This is a genomic window from Paenibacillus oralis (assembly GCF_003863965.1).
Classification (GTDB): domain Bacteria; phylum Bacillota; class Bacilli; order Paenibacillales; family Paenibacillaceae; genus Fontibacillus; species Fontibacillus oralis.
This window is the reverse complement of sequence record NZ_RRCN01000001.1, coordinates 5,924,892-5,944,237: the sequence shown is the minus strand read 5'-3', so window position 1 is coordinate 5,944,237 and position 19,346 is coordinate 5,924,892. Positions and strand designations below refer to the sequence as shown.

Sequence of the window (19,346 nt, the reverse complement as noted above, 5' to 3'; positions counted from 1 at the left end):
GCGATGAGTACGTTTCATTTGAATCGCTTCGGTCTTATAAATTTCTGGTATCACGGTGACACGGTTTTTGAGTTTAGCAATGGACGCCTTTTTGTCCGCGGTGCCAATGGTTCTGGTAAATCAGTATCCACTACCATGGCGGTGCCGTTTTTGCTTGACGGCGATAAGCGACCGTCACGCCTTGATCCATTCGGTTCGCAAGATCGGCGGATGATCGATCTTTTGCTCGGCAATAAGCATGTGTCAAAACGCGAGGAAGGTACAGGATATCTCTATATGGAGTACCGTAAAGGAAACACCTTTGTGACCGTTGGGATCGGCTTGAATGGTAAACGGCGGGAGAGTGACAACACCATTCGCACGTGGTATTTCATTCTCCATAATAAGCGCATTGGGAAAGACATTCAATTATATGATGAAAAGATTGTAAGCGGGGAAACTAAAAAGTTTCCTCTTACCAGGGTTGAATTGGCGAACCGCATTGGCGGGGACGGAGAAGTCACCGACAGCCAGCAGCGTTATGTAGAGATCGTGAATCAAGAAATTTATCGGTTTAATACTACGCAGGAATTCAAAGAACTGATCGGCGTGCTGCTCCAACTCCGAAGTCCGAAGCTCTCTAATGCTGTAAAAGCGAGCGAGGTATCCAACGTTCTCTCTGATGCTCTTCCAGAATTGTCACAATATGAATTGGCCCCGCTCTCCTCATCATTGGAGAGCATGGATAGCCTGCAAGAAAAGAAAACTCGTCTTGGCCGTGAACTCAGTTTCCTTACGATGTTGGCGGACGCTTACGACACTTACAACCAGCTATCTCTATATGAGAAAGCGAAACATCTCATATCCAGTGAGAAACGGTTCAATGAATCCATGAAGCGAATGAATGATTATAAAACTGCCGAAGCTGCAGCACTGGCAACCAAAACAGATTTGGAACGGAAATGGACAAAACAATCCAACATCAAAGAAACCCTCCAGAGAAAAATCGCTTCCATGCAAGGTCACGCACTCTTTACACTTGAGGAAGAATTAGGAAAGGTAAGAGAAGCTCTGCAAGAGTCAGAAAAAAAACTGCAAAGTAAGATCGAATCCTTGGATAAGAATAAATCACAACAACGCCAAGTGGAGAATCGGATCAAACAAAGTGAAGGGGAGGAATACAAAGCTGCCAAAAGCCGCAAGGATGCGCTTTCGGAGATGGAATCGCTAGCGGATGAAGCCTATTTCAAGCCTCACACCGCCTTGCGTCAGTACTTTGAAGCCAGTCTCGAAAATTTCTCAGACGCAGGATTTCAAAATTGGCATGAAGCCCTTAAGGAGTATCACAGCAAGGTGGAGGACATCGCGAGTCAACTTCGATCATTGCAATCTCGCCTCGAACACGAGGAGCGGATGCAGCGACATGTGGCGGCCGAAGAAGAACGTGCAGAAGGAATCGAAGCAGAGATTCGTGCCTTGGAGAAAGAAATTGCCGAGAGTACCGCTTCGGTCGAACAGGCTGTTGTAGAATGGGCGGAAGGGGCCCAACAATTTCAGGTTCAGACTAGCGAGCTTCTCGAAGCACAGGAAATTCTGCAAGGGATTGTCGACCTTTTGGATGACTCCTCTCCTTTGAAGGTAACGGATTGGTTAAATGGTTTGTATAACAAGCGTCTCGGCGCACTTCAACAAGAGCTAGCGAACCTAACGGCCTCCATCGGTTTTCTTCAAAAGCAAATTGAGGAGACGGAAACAAAGGCGGAAGAACTATCTGCGCAAACGGAGATGGAGCCCGATCTTACCGCTTTTGAGGTGGTAGAAATGGAGCGTTTGCGCACACAGAACATCCGAGCCGCTTATTTTTATGAAACGGTTGAATTTATGGAGCACATAGAGCCGTCCGTGAAAGAAGCCATCGAAGGTGCTATTACCCGCGCGGGTCTTCTAACGGCTCTTGTGGTGCATGAAAGCGATCGTTCGATGGTTGCCGCTTCCATGACCGTAGTACAAAAAGGCTCCTATAAAGAAGAAAATCTGCTGACTTATGTGCGCCCGACGCCGATTAACGGGCTCTCCGAGGATGACATTAGCGCCGTACTGCAAACTATATCTATTGTTCCCCATGAGGAAGGATATGTGCTTGAAACAGGTGAATTCCGCAGCGGCATGGTCGGGGGGCTGGCACCTCGATACGAGGATGCGTACATTGGGAAATCCGCGCGGGAACAAATTCGGGCACGTAGGTTAAAAGAACTGCAAAATCTGCGTGACGAACTCATGAATAGAAAATACGATTTGGAATCGGAACGCTTTTCCGTGGAAAATCAGCAGCGCCTGCTTCATATAGAGCGGGATATGTTCCCGTCTCTCGAGGGGCTAGAGGATTCCCTTGCCCGCTATGAAAACAAGACCAGGGAGCGCATTGCGCAGCTTTCCTTATTGGAACGGCTCCAAAACGATCTGCGTGTGTATCGCAACGAGACCCAAGTCACGCGCAATGCGCTCTATTATGCAGCACAGGAAATGGAGCTACCGCTTCCGCTTACGCACTCTAGCTATCAGCAGGCCCTCGGCGATCTTGCACGTTACCAAAAAAAGCTCACCGACCTTCAAGTGGCGCACATCGAATGGCTTTCTGAGATTAAGTTACTGTCTAGCCTTGGGGCAGAAAAAGAACGTTTAGTTGATGATTTTGGGTTCCTAATGGATGAGAAAACGGATCTTGAGCGGAGCATTGACAGGAACAGATCGATGGAGGCGATGTATCTTGAGCGAATAGAGGATCTCGGCGATACAGACGTGAAACAGGAGATCGAGGAAGCAAGAAAGGCAGCACTGGAGACGGATGAACTGCTTGAAACTTACCGCAAACAAATCAATAATGCAGAAATTAATATCCGCACGTATGCTGAAAACCATGAGAAAGAACAGCCGCAGATGGAAGAGCGGCTGAGACTGTTGAATGCGTGGACGAAAATATTCCAAGAGGAGCTATCTCTAGGTTTTGTATGTCCTCCGCAGAGCGCTTCCCAGGTCGTAGAGGCGTTGGAGGACACGTGTAAGACGCTTTCGGCTGAGGTGGTACTTTCTACACTAAAAGATGCAGAAGCCCACGCGCAGCGCGAACTTGTGGATTACAATCTTAAGCAGTCGCGGCGCACGATCCCGCTTGAAGTTCAGGCCAAAGACAAGGAAGACGCATCATGGCAGCTCCTTGCACAGCACTGCTCGCGGCAATTTTTGGTCTTTTCACCCCAGCATGTGGAGAACACGCCTAGGGAAGTACACGGTGATGTGGATAATCAACTAAAGCTTATATCACGGCATATTCAGGAAGAGGAGCAGAAGTTGTTTGAAAAGGTGCTCATTGACGTCGTCGGTACCGCGATCCATGAGAAAGTGCGGGCCGCGAAGCGCTGGGAACAAGATGCGAACGTGATGCTGCAGCGAGTGAAGGGCACCATTCAGATGCGGCTCGAATGGGTTCCTCTCGCAAGCAAAGAAGAAGACCAAATTTCGACGACGGAGCTACTGTCGTATTTGTCTAAAGAGTCTATCTATTTGACGCCGTCGCAAAAGGAAAAAGTGCGCTTGCACTTCATGTCCAAAATCAATGAAGCCCGCAAAAAGTGCAAGGACGACGCGAGTTTCTCGATGTTTGAAGAAATGAAGAATGCGCTGGATTACCGCAAATGGTTCCGCTTTAACATGTTCATCACGCGCAAGGGCATTCCGGAAGAGCGCTTTACAAACAAGGTGTTCGGGGAGCTCAGTGGCGGGGAAAAGGCGATGAGCATCTACTCGCCTCTGTTTGCGGCGATAGCGGCCAAATATTCCTATGCCGCGCCTGATGCACCGCGTATAATTTCATTGGATGAGGCGTTTGCGGGCATCGACAGCGAAAACATCGCGCAGATGTTCCAACTTGTGCATGATTTTGAGTTCGATTATATTATGAACTCCCAAGTGCTATGGGGCTGTTACGAAACGGTAGACGAACTCTCCATTGCCCAAATTCTTCGTCCTGTAGACTCCCCTGTGCTCGCTGTTGCACGTTACTATTGGGACGGCAAAGAAAAACATCATTTATCGCTAGAGCAAAGTATCGAGGAGCGTTCCCGCAATGCAGGATAACAGACAACTTGTCGAGATTTTTAGGCGCAGCGGCGGCTTTGGTCGCCTTTTCGACTTGTATCGTAAAAAATTTGAAAGCTATGGGGCATTCGGCACAGTGCAAATGCGTCCCACCGAAGAAGAGGAAAAGGCTTTACGTGGTTTTCTTGGCGTTCGCTACAAAGGATCTCGTTTCCTAGCCGCCGACTTTGAAAAAGCTGCTGTAGAAGCAGGATATTCGGTTTCTCTGCTTGAATTGTTGGAGTTATATTACGGCCATCAACTTTCAACCAAACGAGAACAAAAAGAGTTAAGACTTTCGGCCTGGGCGAATCTATTTGTTCGAGTAGAACGAGATTTTATAATCCGATTCAATATCTCTAATACTGATCTTGAAAATTTTATTCAAAAGACATTTAACTGGTTTCAAAGGCTGAAGGAAGGAAGTGCCAAAGGTTATAGGGTTTTGAGAACTGTTTTTGACAGAGGCACAAATGCTTATTCAGAATTGTTAACATGTCTGAGCGCTTTGTGGCATTTACTCATGAGAAAAGACGAGATGTTTAAAGAATGTGGAATCTCTACTGGTAAAATTAGATTACCTATGTTCGCTGCTTATGTTACTGAGGATTCACATGCTTTTGATAAAACGAATTCAATAGGAAGATTATTATGGAATGCCCTTGATGATATAAATAGCCAAAGTTTAAAGCGAAGCGGAAATATTGATAACCATATGACATTCATACCAGAGTATTTGTTTGAACGTCAAATTTATAGGAATTTCGACGTTCTGGATGATGATCTTAGTTCGATTTCGCATGTTTTTGTGCCCCATTTAGTTAAAGGCACTTCTCCTCGCACGTTAAATTTACGTGAAATTGAAGAGATGAAGCAATTTCCAATGTACTCGTCAATATATATTATCGAAAATCCGTCTGTCATTTCTTATCTAGTTGATGAAACCATTCATTTTCTTAATCTAAACAAGTTTTCATTGAAGCAACTTCCACCAGATTTTCCGGTTCTACTTTGTACAATCGGACAGGCAAGAACTGCTTCAAAAGTATTTATAGAAAAATGTCTTAAAGCAAACCCAAGTTGCGTTATTTACTATTCTGGGGACCTTGATGTTCCAGGCATTCAGATGTTAAACAATATGGAGGAGCAGTTCTCAGCAGAATTTTACGCTTGGCGTATGGAAGCATCTATATATCGTAATTATGTTGCACCCAAAAGCAAACCTTTATCTGATACAGACTTGAAAATCCTTCAAGGACTAGAAGGCGGCTTAGCAAAAGAAATGGTACAGATTAAAGCAAAAGTTTATCAGGAATTATTTGGAAAAGAACTGAGGAGTGATTGGATTAAAGAAATATCTTCTGTGATTTCTATAGATCAAGTTGATAAATGAATCAGGGCAGGGATTTTAATGTCTAATATACCTATATGGAAGATAGTATGAATGCAGAGATTCACTCGATTCGGGGATGTGGGGGAATTAGTCGAAAAAACGTTATATGAAATTCCTGCAAGAGCTTGTATAGAGAGAAAGGCGAACAAACATTCTATCAATTGTTGGGACATTATGGTAGAATGAGGAAGTACAATTGAATCTTGGGTGGGCATGGTTTCCCTTCGAAAGGAGGTGAGACCATGGGGGTTAAAGATGCATTGCATATCATGTTTCTATTCGGAATGTTTATCCTTGCACTTTTAACGTACATCAACTCGAACAACAAGAAAAAGTAAAAACCCACCCAAAGGTTAGCGCCAGAGGTGGGTTTTTATTGCCTGGACTTAGAAGGGAATAACCCATCCAAGCCAATTGTATAGCCGAGTGTTAGCCGCACTCTGTTTTCTTATACAAATGATACCATATCTATAGGGACTAGGAAAAGATTAAACAAAGAAATTATAAAATCATGTATAAGTTCTTATTACAAATCTTATTATCACAATAAAAAGGGTACCACTTCGCATAAAGAAATAACTGGTTATTTAGACTTTTTTCATTGTTACGAGGAGTTTAAGCAATATATTGTTAATTTAAAAGCAGTTTTGATTTTAAATATTAATGAATTTTCTGACAATTGTCTTGTCCTTATTCGATTAACTTCTCCCGAAGATTGTAGCTAACTCACCAAGGGTGACTACATCTTCAATATGAGGAACGTTAGATAGAGTAAGATATTAAAAGATAAGTAGGAGCTAAATTAATGGTATTAGATGAAGTTGTATATGATTTTGCTAAAGGAATTGAAATAGTAGATAATCAATATCCTCAAGCGATAAATCAAAGAAGTAAGGAAAAATATCAACCTGGAATTGGACCACACACAGAATCCGACACAACAAAGTTAGTTTTCGATTTAGTAAGTGAGGCAACAAACAGTAAGTATTTTAATAAAATTCATTATAATGTTCCATACATAAATAACCCGAGACAAAAATGTGATCTATGTATTGGTCATGATAGCCACTGGGAATGGTGTATTGAAATTAAAATGTTAAGATTTATGGGCGACAACGGTAAAGCAAATGACAATATACTAATGCACATTCTTTCCCCTTATCCTCAACATAGGAGTTCTTTTACTGATTGTGGGAAATTAATAACTTCAGGCTTCAATTCACGGAAGGCAATAATGATATTTGCATACGATTATGATGAAATAAGTTCAATTCCTGCTATCGAAGCATTTGAAATTCTGGCAAATAGTAAATATATTTTAGGTGAAAGAAAACAAAGCAGCTTTACTGGATTAGTTCATCCAATACATCAAATGGGGAATGTGTATGCATGGGAAATTAAGGATTATCGGTAGTCTATCTAGAGAAGCGCACCACTTCACGCAACAATCAAGTGTTGGAAATGTCCTCAGTCTGCAGAAGCATTTGAGGGAGGATGCATATAGGTCTAGGAGCGTCTATACTGACCTGATGAGATTATCCCAATTTTTGCTCTGCGAAAGCTAAGTTATTAATATTAAATAAAGTAATCAGGCTTGTCATCATCAGCATCGACAGGTCAGTTTTGATGAACATAATTAATATACATAAGCAAAAATATATTTATAAATATTTCCTTAAAGGGAGGGATAATATGAAGTTCTTATTCAATAGTCGAGGTAATCATATTGCAAATGAAGTCAATGGGCATCTTCATTCAACAAGTGGGAAAAATATTGGACATTATTTGGAGAAGTATAATATTTTTATTGATATGCAAGGAAAATATTTGGGAGAGATCATTTACAAGAATAGATTAGCATACAACAATTCTAATCCTTATAGATCAACAAATTTTGGATCGTATGGTAACTATGGGAACGTAGGAAATTATGGAAATCCGGGAAATTATGGCTCTATTGGTTTACCTGGAGGATTTAAAGATATTGAACTATACAAATTACAATAATGTTTAATAACTCTATAGGGCATCAGCATCCAATAACACCATATTCACACTCGGGACTATCGTTCCTTGGTTTCAGATGTGTAACTATGGAAAATTCTCAGATAAATAACCTATTTCGTGAATATAGGATGTTAGGAAATTAATCGAAAGAAGGAAAAAGACTATGGCATTCTCAGAGAAGGTAAAGTTAGAAGCTAAAAAGAAAGCTTGCTTTCGTTGTGTAATTTGCCAAAAGCCATTCGTTGAGATTCATCACATAATACCTCAAGCCGATGGAGGAAGCGATACTATTGATAATGCCGCTCCATTGTGCGCTTCTTGTCATGATCTTTTTGGGGGGAATCCGGAAAAACGAAAACAAATTAGAGAAATGAGAGATCATTGGTTTGATATGATGGAGAAAAGGTTAAATGGAGAAGTCAATGTTTTAGATCCAATAACCGAAAATCCGTTAAATATAAATATGCTTAAAGAAAAAGGAATAGCAATATATCATCTAGTTTATGAACATGAAGACTTTGAAGCAACTGCGACAATACTCATGAAGTTACTACAAAAAGTTCAAAAAGATTCGCCAAACCAAAAGAGATATCTATATATAGATATTGAAGGTCATAAAAATAATTCGGGTGGCTATGATCATGATATGTTTGAGCTGCAGAAAGATTTTGCTCTAGGTTTTTTGTTGCAGTTCTTTACTAGAATTCACACGCCATTAATTAGTGTCGAAAATAATAAGCTCCAAAGAAATGATGTACCAGAGGAATTTGAAATATATAGTAATGAAAAAGAATTAATGAATAAATTAAAGAAAGAATCACGTGAAAAGCATTTTGAAGTGTATCCCCCAGAAGTTGAATAACTTCGCCTAACACCGTATTCGCGCTACGAGACTATCGTCTCTTGGTTGTCAGATGTATAATCATGGAAGGAAGCTCAGACAACAAACGCCCCTACCTAAGAAAAGAGCTATCTAAGGTTTGGGGCGTTTCGTGAATATAAGAACGTATCGGAAATCAGAGCAAAGAAAAAAACTATTGAAAGGATGCGATGAATTGGGGGGAACCATGTGGTTATTCATCTCAAAAGATTTGAGGGTAACAAAAATTACTAAACCTATAAATCAAGTTTATAAGCCAATTCCTTCTTTAGCCAGACAGGAAGTTCTTAAAGTCACTATGTACTATGAAACCAAGTCTAGAAAACCATTCAAACTTCAGATTGTTAATTTTGATCGATTTATATTGGATGAAAATGGTGGATTTGTAATTACGGATTTTGAAAGACGAAGAGCGCTCCATAATTTTTTTGAGTTCGGTATGACAACTCCAGAGGAAAAAGCAGAAGATGATCAGCCTATAGCTCTCCCAATACCACCGGTTATTCCGACTATTAAAGAGAAAGAGGCATTATATTCATATCTAAAGCAAAAGTATTCTGTAATAGCAGATCAAGCTCCAATAATTGTAGAAAATATGATTAGTTTCTCTAACGAAACACATAGAAAACATATAGAATTCGCAAAAAAAGCAATGAAAATTAGAAATAAATTAACGTCTAGCTAATATTGTCTAAGAGAGGGATATAATACTGAGAATATATAGAAAAAAACAATAGGAACCCTTGTTCTACAATTTGTTATTTGTTAGAATTATATTATAAATTATCCAAAGTTATGGAGTGATTAGAATGGCTGTTAAACATATTCCAACTGGAATTGTACATAGTGGAACAAAAGGTGGAAAAACTGGTTGCGGATTTAATACCAGAGAAAATGCAAGTCATTGGGCAAATACTAGCTCTAAGATCACGTGCGATAAAAACGGTTGTAAAAACTAATATTGATAAAATTAAGTAGCCGCTCCCATTCATTAGGTATGCGGTTATTTTGTTGTTACCTTAATATTTTATTTATCAATATATGCTTTATATGACAGTTACACATAGTTTCTAGTTAGACAAAAGATTACGGCTGGTTAGTTTATAGATAGCTCCAGATGAATTAGAAATACAGAAATAGTAATCGAAGGAGAAGATTTGATGGAACTTAATGATGAAAGGAACCTCAGATTTAAAGCACTTGCCTATGATTTTATGAATGCGCCTAATCTATCAGCTCTTTTTAATGCAGCAGTTACTCATTTAGATTCTTTAAATGAATTTAAAATAATTACAGTAGCAAAAGATTTAGATAGAAATATAGATCCTAATAACATTAATACTGCAATTAATAAGCATTCAAGATATATTGTACCTTATTTTCCAAGTTCAAAACTTTATTTTTTTAGTGAAAATATTGTAACAAGTATGCTAAATGGGGGAGATGTGCCAATTGCTATAGATTATACAGTAATGTTTGACTCAAATTTTACGACTTACGTTCATAAATTCATTAATAATATTCCATTGGTTGGAGTTTCGAATGATTTTTATGTATTAATTGATGAAATTCTAAAAAAACAATGGAATTTTGATTATTCTTTTTATTTACTGGAAAATTATAAGACGCTTATTGGAGATAAAAATATTAAAGAATCAAAGCAATACTCAGCGATACTTGCAAATGTTAAGAGTCTAGAATTATTCAAAAATGTAGATTCAAACTATTATAAAAAAACTGGAAAGATAAAATTTTTAATAAGTAATGAGATAGCTGAGCGTTCTGCAACAGAACATTGTGAGTCATATTATTTTAGCGAAGAAATTAAAATTATACTAAATCAGTACTATATCACAAAGCAATTTATTTTACTCACTTTGATAGCAATAGTTAGAATAAAATTTGAAGATAATAGAAGCGCGGATAATAAAATGATTTCATATTTTGATTTTGTAAGTGAGCATGTAGGTCTAAATCTTGAAAGAGAAACTCTTTTGGCCTATGAATATTTTAAAAATTCGTCTAATCTATATATTCTTAGAAGAATTAGTCGCAAAACAAAAAAAGAAGAAATATTTGAGATTCTTGATAATATTTCCTGGGATTTTATGATTCCAAGAGTAATGGAATCTAATATGTCTTATATGGGAGAGGGCGATTTTTTAATTCCTTATTTTCTTTCGTTTGATGACGGGTTAATTAAACTCTTAAAAATGCTAGAACCAAAAGGTGTAGTAATTGATACAAAAGAAATGCACGCTACTCCCACTATAAAGTAATAACTTCTCCTGTTTTCTCGTTCATTCTCAATATTTCAACTTTGACAGTGTAAGAGATACTGGTGGAGAATATAGTCTACACCACGATTTTCTGTAAGAGCGTAGGCGGGAACAGAGCTTAGGATCTTCTCGTTTCCAAAACTGTAGATAATTGGTTATGATCGCACAATGGATCTCCACATTCCGCCCTTGGGGTTCACCCTCCCATGTCACACTGGGTCTATGCCCTTACATTCCTTCGTTCTACCTCTCAAGGGGTGGATGCCGTTTCTCGCTCCTTTACAGGGTCGTTGCCCTTACGGTGTGTCGTGCGTCGGCTTCTCCGGTGCTTCCGTTGTCTAGTTGTACACATGTGAATAAGCGATATTGCAGGGTGATTGCTTCCTTGACTTTATGCAGCCAATTGTTGCAGCTGGGCTTGCCTAACGGGGCCCATGACATCGTTGGCGTTATACATTCTTTGCTTTGTTCCCAGGGTATAAAGCACCCGTATGAGTTTTCCACATAGGGCAATGAGAGATTGCTTCTTCTTCAGCGGGTTCTGGCTCCGCGTCGTGTAATACCGGTGAAGCGCTTGGAACTCCGGATTCTTTGCAACCAGCGGCATCACCGCTCGGAACAACAGCGCCCGTAGGCGTGATCGCCCTCGCTTGGTTATGCCTGTCTGTCCTTTCCGTATGCCTGAACTGTTTTCCATCAGATTAAGGCCCGCCAGACGAATGATCTGCTGACCGTGATCGTAGTGATTCAGATCTCCAACCTCGGCTAGAAATCCGGCTACGGTCAGAACGCCGATTCCGGGTACAGACAGCATTTCTGTCGTTCCTGGAATGCCCTCCAAAATTCCGGCCACTTGATGCATAATCGTTTCAAGCTGCTCGTTAAACAGGTCAAACTGCGACAGTAGCGTACTTAGTTCCAGCCTGGCGGCAACGATGCCTTCTGTCAGACCGATGGAGACGCTTGCTGCAGCGTAAAGCGCTTCTGCCCGCTTGATTCCAACGCCACGCCTGACTTCCGTCTTCCAATGCGCTAGGACGTCTCTAGCGCCCTTGGCGACGATATCAGCAGGCAACGGGAAGGCTCGCATGGTCATGAACGATGCCTTGCCACTCCAGTTTTTAAACACTTTTGCGTACTCCGGAAAGAATCGATCAAACCAATTGCCGATGCGGCTTTTGACTTGAGTTAGACTGTCCGATACCTTCTCGCGGAGGTTCATCAGGATCCGCAGTTCTGCGAATTCCTTCGTCGGCAACTTCGGTTCGGAGTAATTCCCATCCCGAATGAGTTTTGCGATGACTTTTGCATCCTTGTAGTCACTCTTCGTCGGTGAGTTATCTTCAAGCTCTTTCGACTTATTGACATGATGCGGGTTTACCACTACGACTTGAATCCCTTGATCCTGTAAGAAGGCTGCTAACGGAAACCAGTAGTGTCCAGTAGGCTCGATGCCAAATATGATGTCCGTCTTGCCGTGTGTCTGCCCGAGCTCCTTCATCCACGTCGCCAGCTTCGTCAGCCCTTCCTGGCTATTATGAAACACGCAGTCTTTTCCAAGCTCAATGCCACGGAAATCTACTGCACGAGCCACATGAATCTTCTTGGCGATATCCGCTCCGACGACCAGTGTCGATTCGGTAATTCGTGTAATTCGTTGATTCTTTTTCTGTTTCAGCTTATACTTCATGTAGAGCGTCCTCCTTCAATTAGGGCAGTGAATGGCCACCATTCCGAGACCCAGCATACAGGAGGCGCTTTTTCTTTTCAAGGGGCAAATTACTTCATTACAGGAATGGCTCCATTTATGAATAATGATTACCTTAATCATTTCAAAAATGACCGATTACGCAGCAGTATTAAAAATATATTTGACCCATTAAATTCGGATACAAGAATGGAAACATACCTGCGGACTAAAGAAAATTTGAATGATACCATTCAACTCGAATTAAATAAGTTATTTGAAAGCATTTATTAAAAACCTTTATGGTATTGGCGGCCATGCTATTATTACGTGATTAAAGTTTGTGCAACTTCCAGCCCTTTAAGTTTGGGTCAGTTACTTAAATTCCGAACTTCTTATAAAGACACGATGAAAGCCAGAACAATATATGAGAAACAGTCTCTGTAAAGTTAAGTGGTGAAACTATCTTGTTCTCCTTTCGGGTCTAATGCAAGAATGCAAGTTTTAAAGATATCACGCTAAAGAAATGAGGATTGATATGGCAGGAAAAGTGTACATAATTGGAGCAGGTGCTTCCAAAAACGAAACTCTGAGTTTGCCTATTTCTATGCCATTAGCGAATGAATTTTTCCAAAAAGTGTATATTGATAATTTTTGGAATCACAATGAAGTTAATTTCGAAAGTTCATCTTTATTAAAAATTTTAGTTCATTATTTCAATTTTAATAAAGACAAAAATTTTGATGTTAATATAGAAGAGATATATTCATTTTTAGAGACATTTTTGAATTCATATAAATTCCAATTGAATAGAATAGGAAAAAATACTGTAGAAAATGCAAAAATTGAACTTTTACAGTATGTCTATGACGTTATCCGATTTATACCTTGGAATTTCGAGGATTCTTCTTTCTATAATTTTTTAGCTAGTAATATTGATGAAAATGATTCAATTATTACATTTAATTGGGATACTATGTTAGAAAGTGCTCTTCGAAAAACCAAAATGGGGAAAAGGCTTCTCGCTAATCAGAATTATTTATTAAACCCTCTTCTATCAAGTTTCTCCAATCAAAGTAATTATGAGGAAACAGCGAAGCAAAACTTACATAAAGGTTATTTCTTAAAACTTCATGGTTCTATTAATTTAGCTTTGTGTACTAATGATAAATGTTGGCATAATTCAATCCCATTTCGATTTAGTACTAGAGAAGAACTACCAGAACTATGGGCTTGTCACGCTTGTGGCAATCCATTGAGATTATTCATCATGCCGCCATTCATTCATAAATCATACAATTTAAATAGATTTTTTCAACTACAAGCCAATCTTGCTGTCGAGAAATTATCAATCGCAGAGGAGGTTATTATAGTTGGTTATGCGTTTCCGATTTATGATATAGATGTTCAAACGTTGTTTAGAGTTATCAAGTTAGGTCCTTCTGAGACTTCTAGTAATCATTGGTTAGATAAAGTTACCATTGTTAATCCTCAAATTAGAAATAGATCATATATTTCGAATATAAAAAACATTCTTGGATTAAACAACGCTAAAGAAACTTATGGGCATAAGATACTTTTATCACTTTATGATTCAATTGAAAAATTTCTAAAAGATAAAGGTAACTTTTAACGCTGGACAACATCGTACATGTATAGCAAAAACTGCCGGGATAAATAATATCCAGTTGAAATTAATGAAGCTTGGACTACTTGAAGTAAAATTAGAAATCACTTTGGATGAATTGCAAATTTACAAAGGGAGGAGAATTATTTTGTCAACAATAGATGAACTATCCAAAAGAGCGAAACCTAGCCTATTCCATTATGTTGATGTCTATATTCGTGAACGATTAGGATTTACAAAAAGCTCTTACAATGAATGAGATATTGAAGAAATTTTTAGTGATATTGTATGGCGTTACAACAATATTAATCTCAACAAAAATTCTGAACATATAAAAGAGATTAGAGATAAAATAAACACTTCAGAACAGTTTAAGAAGGATCTTAAAAAATATATAGTTTCATGGGTTGAAGATAGGCCAGCTCAAGAGCGGCATGATTATTATAAGTCATTGTGTTTTCAGTACGGATTGCATGTCAAAGAGATGATTAGAAGTGAACATTTAGAAGGCCGAATAACTAAGATTTTAAAATCAGGAGGTAAAAGCCAGAATTATCGGTAGTAGTCGAATGATATAAAGAAGGGAGTGATGATAAATGAATAAAGAACTAGAAGAAAATGAGATCCTTATTATTCAGGATGCACTTGATTTAGAAAAAAATTAAGTTGAAAGAAATCTATAAGGAAGAATATTTAGAAAATCAAATTATTCAATTACAGAAAAATTATCTTTTCAATTAAAGGATCTAGAACACCATCGCTAAAGCAGTTGAAATCTGATTTTACAGTTTTATTTTTCGTGTTCCCGAGATATTTTTTATAATTATCCCGGGAACAGTCCTCTCAACACGGTTACTCCTATGCCATGGAATACAAATTGACCGTTTACCTTTGTAGAGGAGCGGTCTTTTTATTAATAAAACCTACCGGTTAGATGGAAGGTTTTTCTTAGTTATTATAGAGTTTTTCAAATAGTGTATTAAGGGGCGTTTCGATCTTTGAAATACAAATAGTGTGCTAATGCTATCCTTTATTAAGGCTCATGTCATTTCTACATAGGGAGGATCAATTCCTTACTAAAGACACCTTACAATTGTTGTTAAAATGAATGAAGAATTGCTCAGCACAATCGCACTTTTAGTTGGAGGGGATTCGCTATGAAGAACAATAAAAAGGACGTCGGCTTGGCGAATTGACCACTAATACAGGTTGGGCGAAACGTAATTCCAGCTCATTCTGCAACACTGGAAGACTAAATAAGCATCTTGTTAAAACCTACAAAAGTACAGGAAAAACTAATGTAGCTGAAGTTCGTAATTGTGTGAAGACAAGTACTCCGCATAAAACCGAATTCACGCATCGAAGACCTGTCGGTCCCTCGGTCGCCAGGAAGTGAAGCAGATTCGAATCCGAAGCAAGTTCAGGGTTGGGTGAAGTAGCTGCCGGCAACACATGCACACCGACTGACCGCATCGCGGCCGGGGCTACGCCCCTTAAGTCGGTGAGACGTCGTGAATTCGAAAACGTTATAAGAAATTGGCACAATGTAAAACATTGAAAGAAGGGCTTATTGATGGCAGATCCACAATGGATTGGCAATGCAATTACTGCTATTGCAACACTCTCGGCTTCCGCATTAGCCTTTTTTGGAACATATATAATTAATAAAAACAATTTAAATAATGAAAGGACAAAATTTCAAAAACAAATTGATTGGGAAAGAGAAAAACTTAACTTAGATATTCAAAGGAATGATCAATTAAATAAACTAAGAGTCTATAATAAAGTCCTTAAAGTCGATGGAGAGGTCACTATTATTACTTCATATCCAGTGGAATTCGAATTAAGAATGTATTTAGAGAAGGTTAGACCTATATTATTTGAAGAATATCATTTGTTAGATAGAGATATAAAGGACATAGTAAGGGAAATAGATAGTGTTATAAATCTTTGTAATTTTATCGAAGATGTACAAATTGAACAAAATGAAAAACTTGTAAATCTTTATAACAAACTTATTAATAATATTGATATTCATTATAGGGCTTAGGATGATAAATTTTAATGAATTCTCTTCAGTATTTCAGGAAGGCGCCAACATCTTATAGCACCGTATTCACACATCGGGGCTATCGCCCTCGGTTGTCGGATGTATAATCAGAGTCTGTAAAATAGTTTGTGTAAACTCCAAAACCTATTAAAATGGAACTAATAGAAAGGTTGGGAGAATACATGGGACTTTGGACGAAACAACAGTTGCGCGACTTCATTAAAGAGAATAATCTGGTAACGGCACAGGATGCTCAAAACGCATTAAAGAACCTGTTTGCAGAAACAATCCAGGAGATGCTCGAAGCGGAGATGGAAACACATCTGGGCTATGCCAAGCACGACATCACGGCGAAAGCGACGTCAAACAGCCGTAATGGCAAAAGCAAGAAAACTGTCGTCAGTGAGTATGGTGAGCAAGAAATAATCGTACCCCGTGATCGCTTGGGCGAGTTTGAACCGCTTGTGGTGAAGAAGCATCAGTCCAATGTCACAGGCATTGAGGAACAGATCATTGCGCTTTACGCGAAGGGCGTCAGCACGCGTGAAATTCAAGATCATCTACAGCAGTTGTATGGCATCGAAGTCTCCCCGACACTGATCTCGAACGTGACGAACAAGGTTATCCCTATGGTTAAGGAATGGCAAAATCGGCCGCTACAGAGCGTATATGCCGTTGTTTTTCTCGACGCCATTCATTTCAAAGTGAAGCAAGACGGAGCTATTGTCAACAAGGCGGCTTACATGGTCATCGGCATCGATCTGGACGGGAATAAAGACGTCCTAGGCATGTGGATTGGCGAAAACGAGTCGGCCAAGTTCTGGCTCAATGTCTTGAACGAGTTAAAAAACCGCGGCGTACAAGACATTCTCATTACGTGTGTCGATAATCTAACCGGTTTCTCGCAAGCGATAAGCGCTTGTTATCCCGCTACAGAGATTCAGAAGTGCATCATCCATCAAATCCGTAATTCAACGCGCTACGTGTCCTACAAGGACTTGAAGAAGGTGACGGCCGATCTGAAGCCGATCTACAAAGCAGCAACCGAAGAAGCGGCGCTTGTGGAGCTAGATCGCTTTGAGGAGGAGTGGGGCAAAAAGTATCCACTGATCGTCCGTTCTTGGCGCAACAACTGGAGCGAGCTCGCTACATTCTTCAAGTACCCGCCGGAAATTCGCAAGTTGATCTACACCACGAACATGATCGAGAGTTATCACCGTCAACTGCGCAAAGTGACGAAAGGCAAAAGCATCTTTCCGAGCGACGAGGCTCTCCTTAAAATGCTGTATTTATCCACAATGGACGTTGTACGGAAATGGACGGGCCGTGTTCAGAACTGGGGACAAATGCTGCTACAGTTTTCGGTTTTCTTCCCTGATCGCGTGGGTCAGCACTTGAGGTAGGGGGGCGGAGTCCCCCTCTAAGCATCACCCTCTACATTCGTTTACACAAAATTCTTGACAGACCCTATAATCACGGAAGAAGCTCAGACAACAAACGCCCCAACCTAAGATAAGAGCTATCTAAGGCGGGGGCGTTTCGTGAATACAAGAACATTAACTGCTATTATGGCAAGAACTTGCCTAAGGGCATTATCTAAGGAGGCATCCATTTGCCTTGGCTCATGGTATACTTTGAGTAGCCGAAATACTATACATTTATGAAAGCGTTATCTAAGCAAGCAAGATAGTGATAATACGAGCTTTACCTGTTTTTTCCCCCGGAGGAACTAATATGACGACTAATAAACACCGTCCGTTCAATAAGAAATTATTCAAATTCAGCACCAAACTGATCATTTCCTTATCGGTTGCGAATCTATTGATTTCTTGTGTGACCGCGCTGATTACGTACCGGATTCATCTGTCGCTTTTTAATGAAGAGGTGAGCCGGCAATATTATATGACGACGGAGTAGGTGTTGGCTCGGCTGGATTCGAGGGTCAATGACATGTACCGATTTACCGACTATATTACCCTGAATCCAGCGGTGAGTCTGGCGATTTCCGCCAAGAATGAACGGTCTGATTCGTATGAACGGATGAAAATCGAGGACGTGTTGGATGAGCAAATCTATCAAGTGCGGTTGGATGCGCCGGAGATGATTGGCATTCGGATTTATGATTTGAAAGGAAATGTCATTAATCTCGGCTCTTTTGCCGGCTCGTTTCATAGTCTTAAGGCCGAATATCTCGGGCAAATGATTCGTAAGCTGGAGGGGACGGGCAGGGAATATGTTTGGAGCCAGCCTGGCCAGGAGGACTACCGGCAACAAGAGAATTCCAATTGGGTGTTGGCGGGGCGGCTCATGCGGTCGATGGATCTGGATACCTATGGCATGATGCTGTTTGTTCAATACGTCCTTGTTTGAATCGCATTTGAAAGATCTGCGCACCGAGACCCAAGTGGAAGTGTTTTTGTATGATCGAGATGGGATGCCCTTGTATTCGTTGAATGGATCTAACGGACAGATCCCGGATTTGTCGACGATCCCGGGCATCGGTAATTCGGTTCGTAAGGAGAACGGGGTTTCCTATATGTACACCAGGCAGAAGTCGGAAAGGGTAGTTTTACTCTGGTTAATATGGTGTCCTTAGCCCAAATCCAAAGCAAAAGCCAAGTGATCCTCAAGGTTGCGGTGGTTTCGGCGCTGGCCAGTTTAATTTGTTTGGCGATCATTATTACCGGGATTAGCCGGATGTTGCTGCGTCCGCTGGGAAACCTGGTGCGCGGCATGAAGCGTGTGCGGGAAGGCCAGTTTGATACTCGTGTACAGATTGGGACCCAGGATGAATTGGGGTATCTCGGGGACAGCTTTAATAATATGACCGCCCATATCGAGAAGCTCATCTATGAAGTGTATGAACGTAAAATTAGTGAAAAAGAAGCCGAGTTGAAAGCGATCCAGGCTCAGTTGAATCCTCATTTCTTATATAATACGCTGGGGATGTTTTCTGTAAGTTTTAACAAGTGCAAAGCCGACAGCTTGGTCCATACCAGTAGGCGCAACATCCGTTTATTAAAAGTTCCAAGAGTCGGAAGTATGCGGGGCAAAATTAATACTTGCCTCCTACAGTTTCTTTATGTTCCAAGCTTCCCGGGTTTATCCGCTACCTTTGGCACCTTCCTTGAATTCCTCCACCATTTCGAATCATAATAGACCTAAGATAAACAAGGGGAAGTGGAAAAATGAACAAGCTCCTGCTGTTGGAGGATGATTTGAGCCTGATTGACGGGCTTTCGTATTCGTTGAAGAAGCAAGGGGGTGAATTGGATATTGCCCTGACGTGAGAGAGGCGAAGGCGAAGATG

General features: G+C 40.2%; 16 protein-coding genes. 15 read left to right on the top strand and 1 reads right to left on the bottom strand.

Translation table 11 applies throughout. The features are described 5' to 3' along the window. Positions 1 to 3 precede the first annotated feature (3 nt). The 8 genes from EHV15_RS26510 (at position 4) to EHV15_RS26475 (ending at position 10,672) form a co-directional block, all read left to right on the top strand. Positions 4 to 4,113, top strand: coding sequence for a TIGR02680 family protein (locus tag EHV15_RS26510; protein WP_128633868.1), 4,110 nt, complete (start codon positions 4 to 6; stop codon positions 4,111 to 4,113). Continuing rightward, positions 4,103 to 5,506 (top strand): TIGR02679 domain-containing protein, encoded by a 1,404-nt coding sequence (locus EHV15_RS26505; protein WP_128633867.1) that lies wholly within the window; start codon positions 4,103 to 4,105, stop codon positions 5,504 to 5,506. Before EHV15_RS26510 ends, EHV15_RS26505 begins: the two co-directional genes overlap by 11 nt. A gap of 242 nt (positions 5,507 to 5,748) precedes the next feature. After that, positions 5,749 to 5,844 (top strand): competence inhibitor ComI, encoded by a 96-nt coding sequence (comI, locus tag EHV15_RS38100; RefSeq protein WP_342774058.1) that lies wholly within the window; start codon positions 5,749 to 5,751, stop codon positions 5,842 to 5,844. A gap of 467 nt (positions 5,845 to 6,311) precedes the next feature. Further along, positions 6,312 to 6,920, top strand: a complete 609-nt coding sequence (locus tag EHV15_RS26500) for a hypothetical protein (protein WP_128633866.1) — start codon at positions 6,312 to 6,314, stop codon at positions 6,918 to 6,920. A gap of 278 nt (positions 6,921 to 7,198) precedes the next feature. Beyond that, positions 7,199 to 7,513 carry a hypothetical protein gene (locus tag EHV15_RS37620; protein ID WP_246061789.1) on the top strand — a complete coding sequence of 105 codons (315 nt, stop codon included), beginning with the start codon at positions 7,199 to 7,201 and terminating at the stop codon, positions 7,511 to 7,513. Positions 7,514 to 7,676: 163 nt separating this feature from the next. Further along, the gene (locus tag EHV15_RS26485; protein WP_128633865.1) at positions 7,677 to 8,375 is read left to right on the top strand and encodes an HNH endonuclease; all 699 of its coding nucleotides are present in this window, start codon (positions 7,677 to 7,679) and stop codon (positions 8,373 to 8,375) included. Between the two features lie 130 nt (positions 8,376 to 8,505). Beyond that, entirely contained in the window at positions 8,506 to 9,078 is a 573-nt protein-coding gene (locus tag EHV15_RS26480) for a hypothetical protein (RefSeq protein ID WP_128633864.1), read from the top strand. 475 nt (positions 9,079 to 9,553) lie between these two features. Next, the gene (locus EHV15_RS26475) at positions 9,554 to 10,672 is read left to right on the top strand and encodes a hypothetical protein (RefSeq protein WP_128633863.1); all 1,119 of its coding nucleotides are present in this window, start codon (positions 9,554 to 9,556) and stop codon (positions 10,670 to 10,672) included. Positions 10,673 to 11,063: 391 nt separating this feature from the next. Here the strand turns inward: EHV15_RS26475 and EHV15_RS26470 are convergent, their stop codons facing one another. After that, positions 11,064 to 12,362 carry an IS110 family RNA-guided transposase gene (locus EHV15_RS26470; RefSeq protein WP_128631682.1) on the bottom strand — a complete coding sequence of 433 codons (1,299 nt, stop codon included), beginning with the start codon at positions 12,360 to 12,362 and terminating at the stop codon, positions 11,064 to 11,066. 535 nt (positions 12,363 to 12,897) lie between these two features. Between EHV15_RS26470 and EHV15_RS26465 the strand changes: the two genes are divergently transcribed. From EHV15_RS26465 to EHV15_RS26435, 7 genes are all read left to right on the top strand, one after another. Continuing rightward, positions 12,898 to 13,992: an SIR2 family protein gene (locus tag EHV15_RS26465; RefSeq protein WP_128633862.1), complete on the top strand. Its 1,095-nt coding sequence runs from the start codon at positions 12,898 to 12,900 to the stop codon at positions 13,990 to 13,992. Between the two features lie 1,567 nt (positions 13,993 to 15,559). After that, on the top strand, positions 15,560 to 16,036 hold the full coding sequence (locus EHV15_RS26460; protein ID WP_128633861.1) for a hypothetical protein: 477 nt from the start codon (positions 15,560 to 15,562) through the stop codon (positions 16,034 to 16,036). 182 nt (positions 16,037 to 16,218) lie between these two features. After that, positions 16,219 to 17,439, top strand: a complete 1,221-nt coding sequence (locus EHV15_RS26455; RefSeq protein WP_125081887.1) for an IS256 family transposase — start codon at positions 16,219 to 16,221, stop codon at positions 17,437 to 17,439. Between the two features lie 331 nt (positions 17,440 to 17,770). After that, on the top strand, positions 17,771 to 17,953 hold the full coding sequence (locus EHV15_RS26450) for a hypothetical protein (protein WP_128633860.1): 183 nt from the start codon (positions 17,771 to 17,773) through the stop codon (positions 17,951 to 17,953). A gap of 33 nt (positions 17,954 to 17,986) precedes the next feature. Continuing rightward, positions 17,987 to 18,406 (top strand): hypothetical protein, encoded by a 420-nt coding sequence (locus tag EHV15_RS26445; RefSeq protein WP_128633859.1) that lies wholly within the window; start codon positions 17,987 to 17,989, stop codon positions 18,404 to 18,406. A gap of 14 nt (positions 18,407 to 18,420) precedes the next feature. Then, positions 18,421 to 18,489, top strand: a complete 69-nt coding sequence (locus EHV15_RS38455) for a DUF3709 domain-containing protein (RefSeq protein ID WP_128635551.1) — start codon at positions 18,421 to 18,423, stop codon at positions 18,487 to 18,489. 166 nt (positions 18,490 to 18,655) lie between these two features. After that, on the top strand, positions 18,656 to 19,192 hold the full coding sequence (locus EHV15_RS26435) for a sensor histidine kinase (protein ID WP_178075969.1): 537 nt from the start codon (positions 18,656 to 18,658) through the stop codon (positions 19,190 to 19,192). The last annotated feature ends 154 nt before the right edge of the window (positions 19,193 to 19,346 follow it).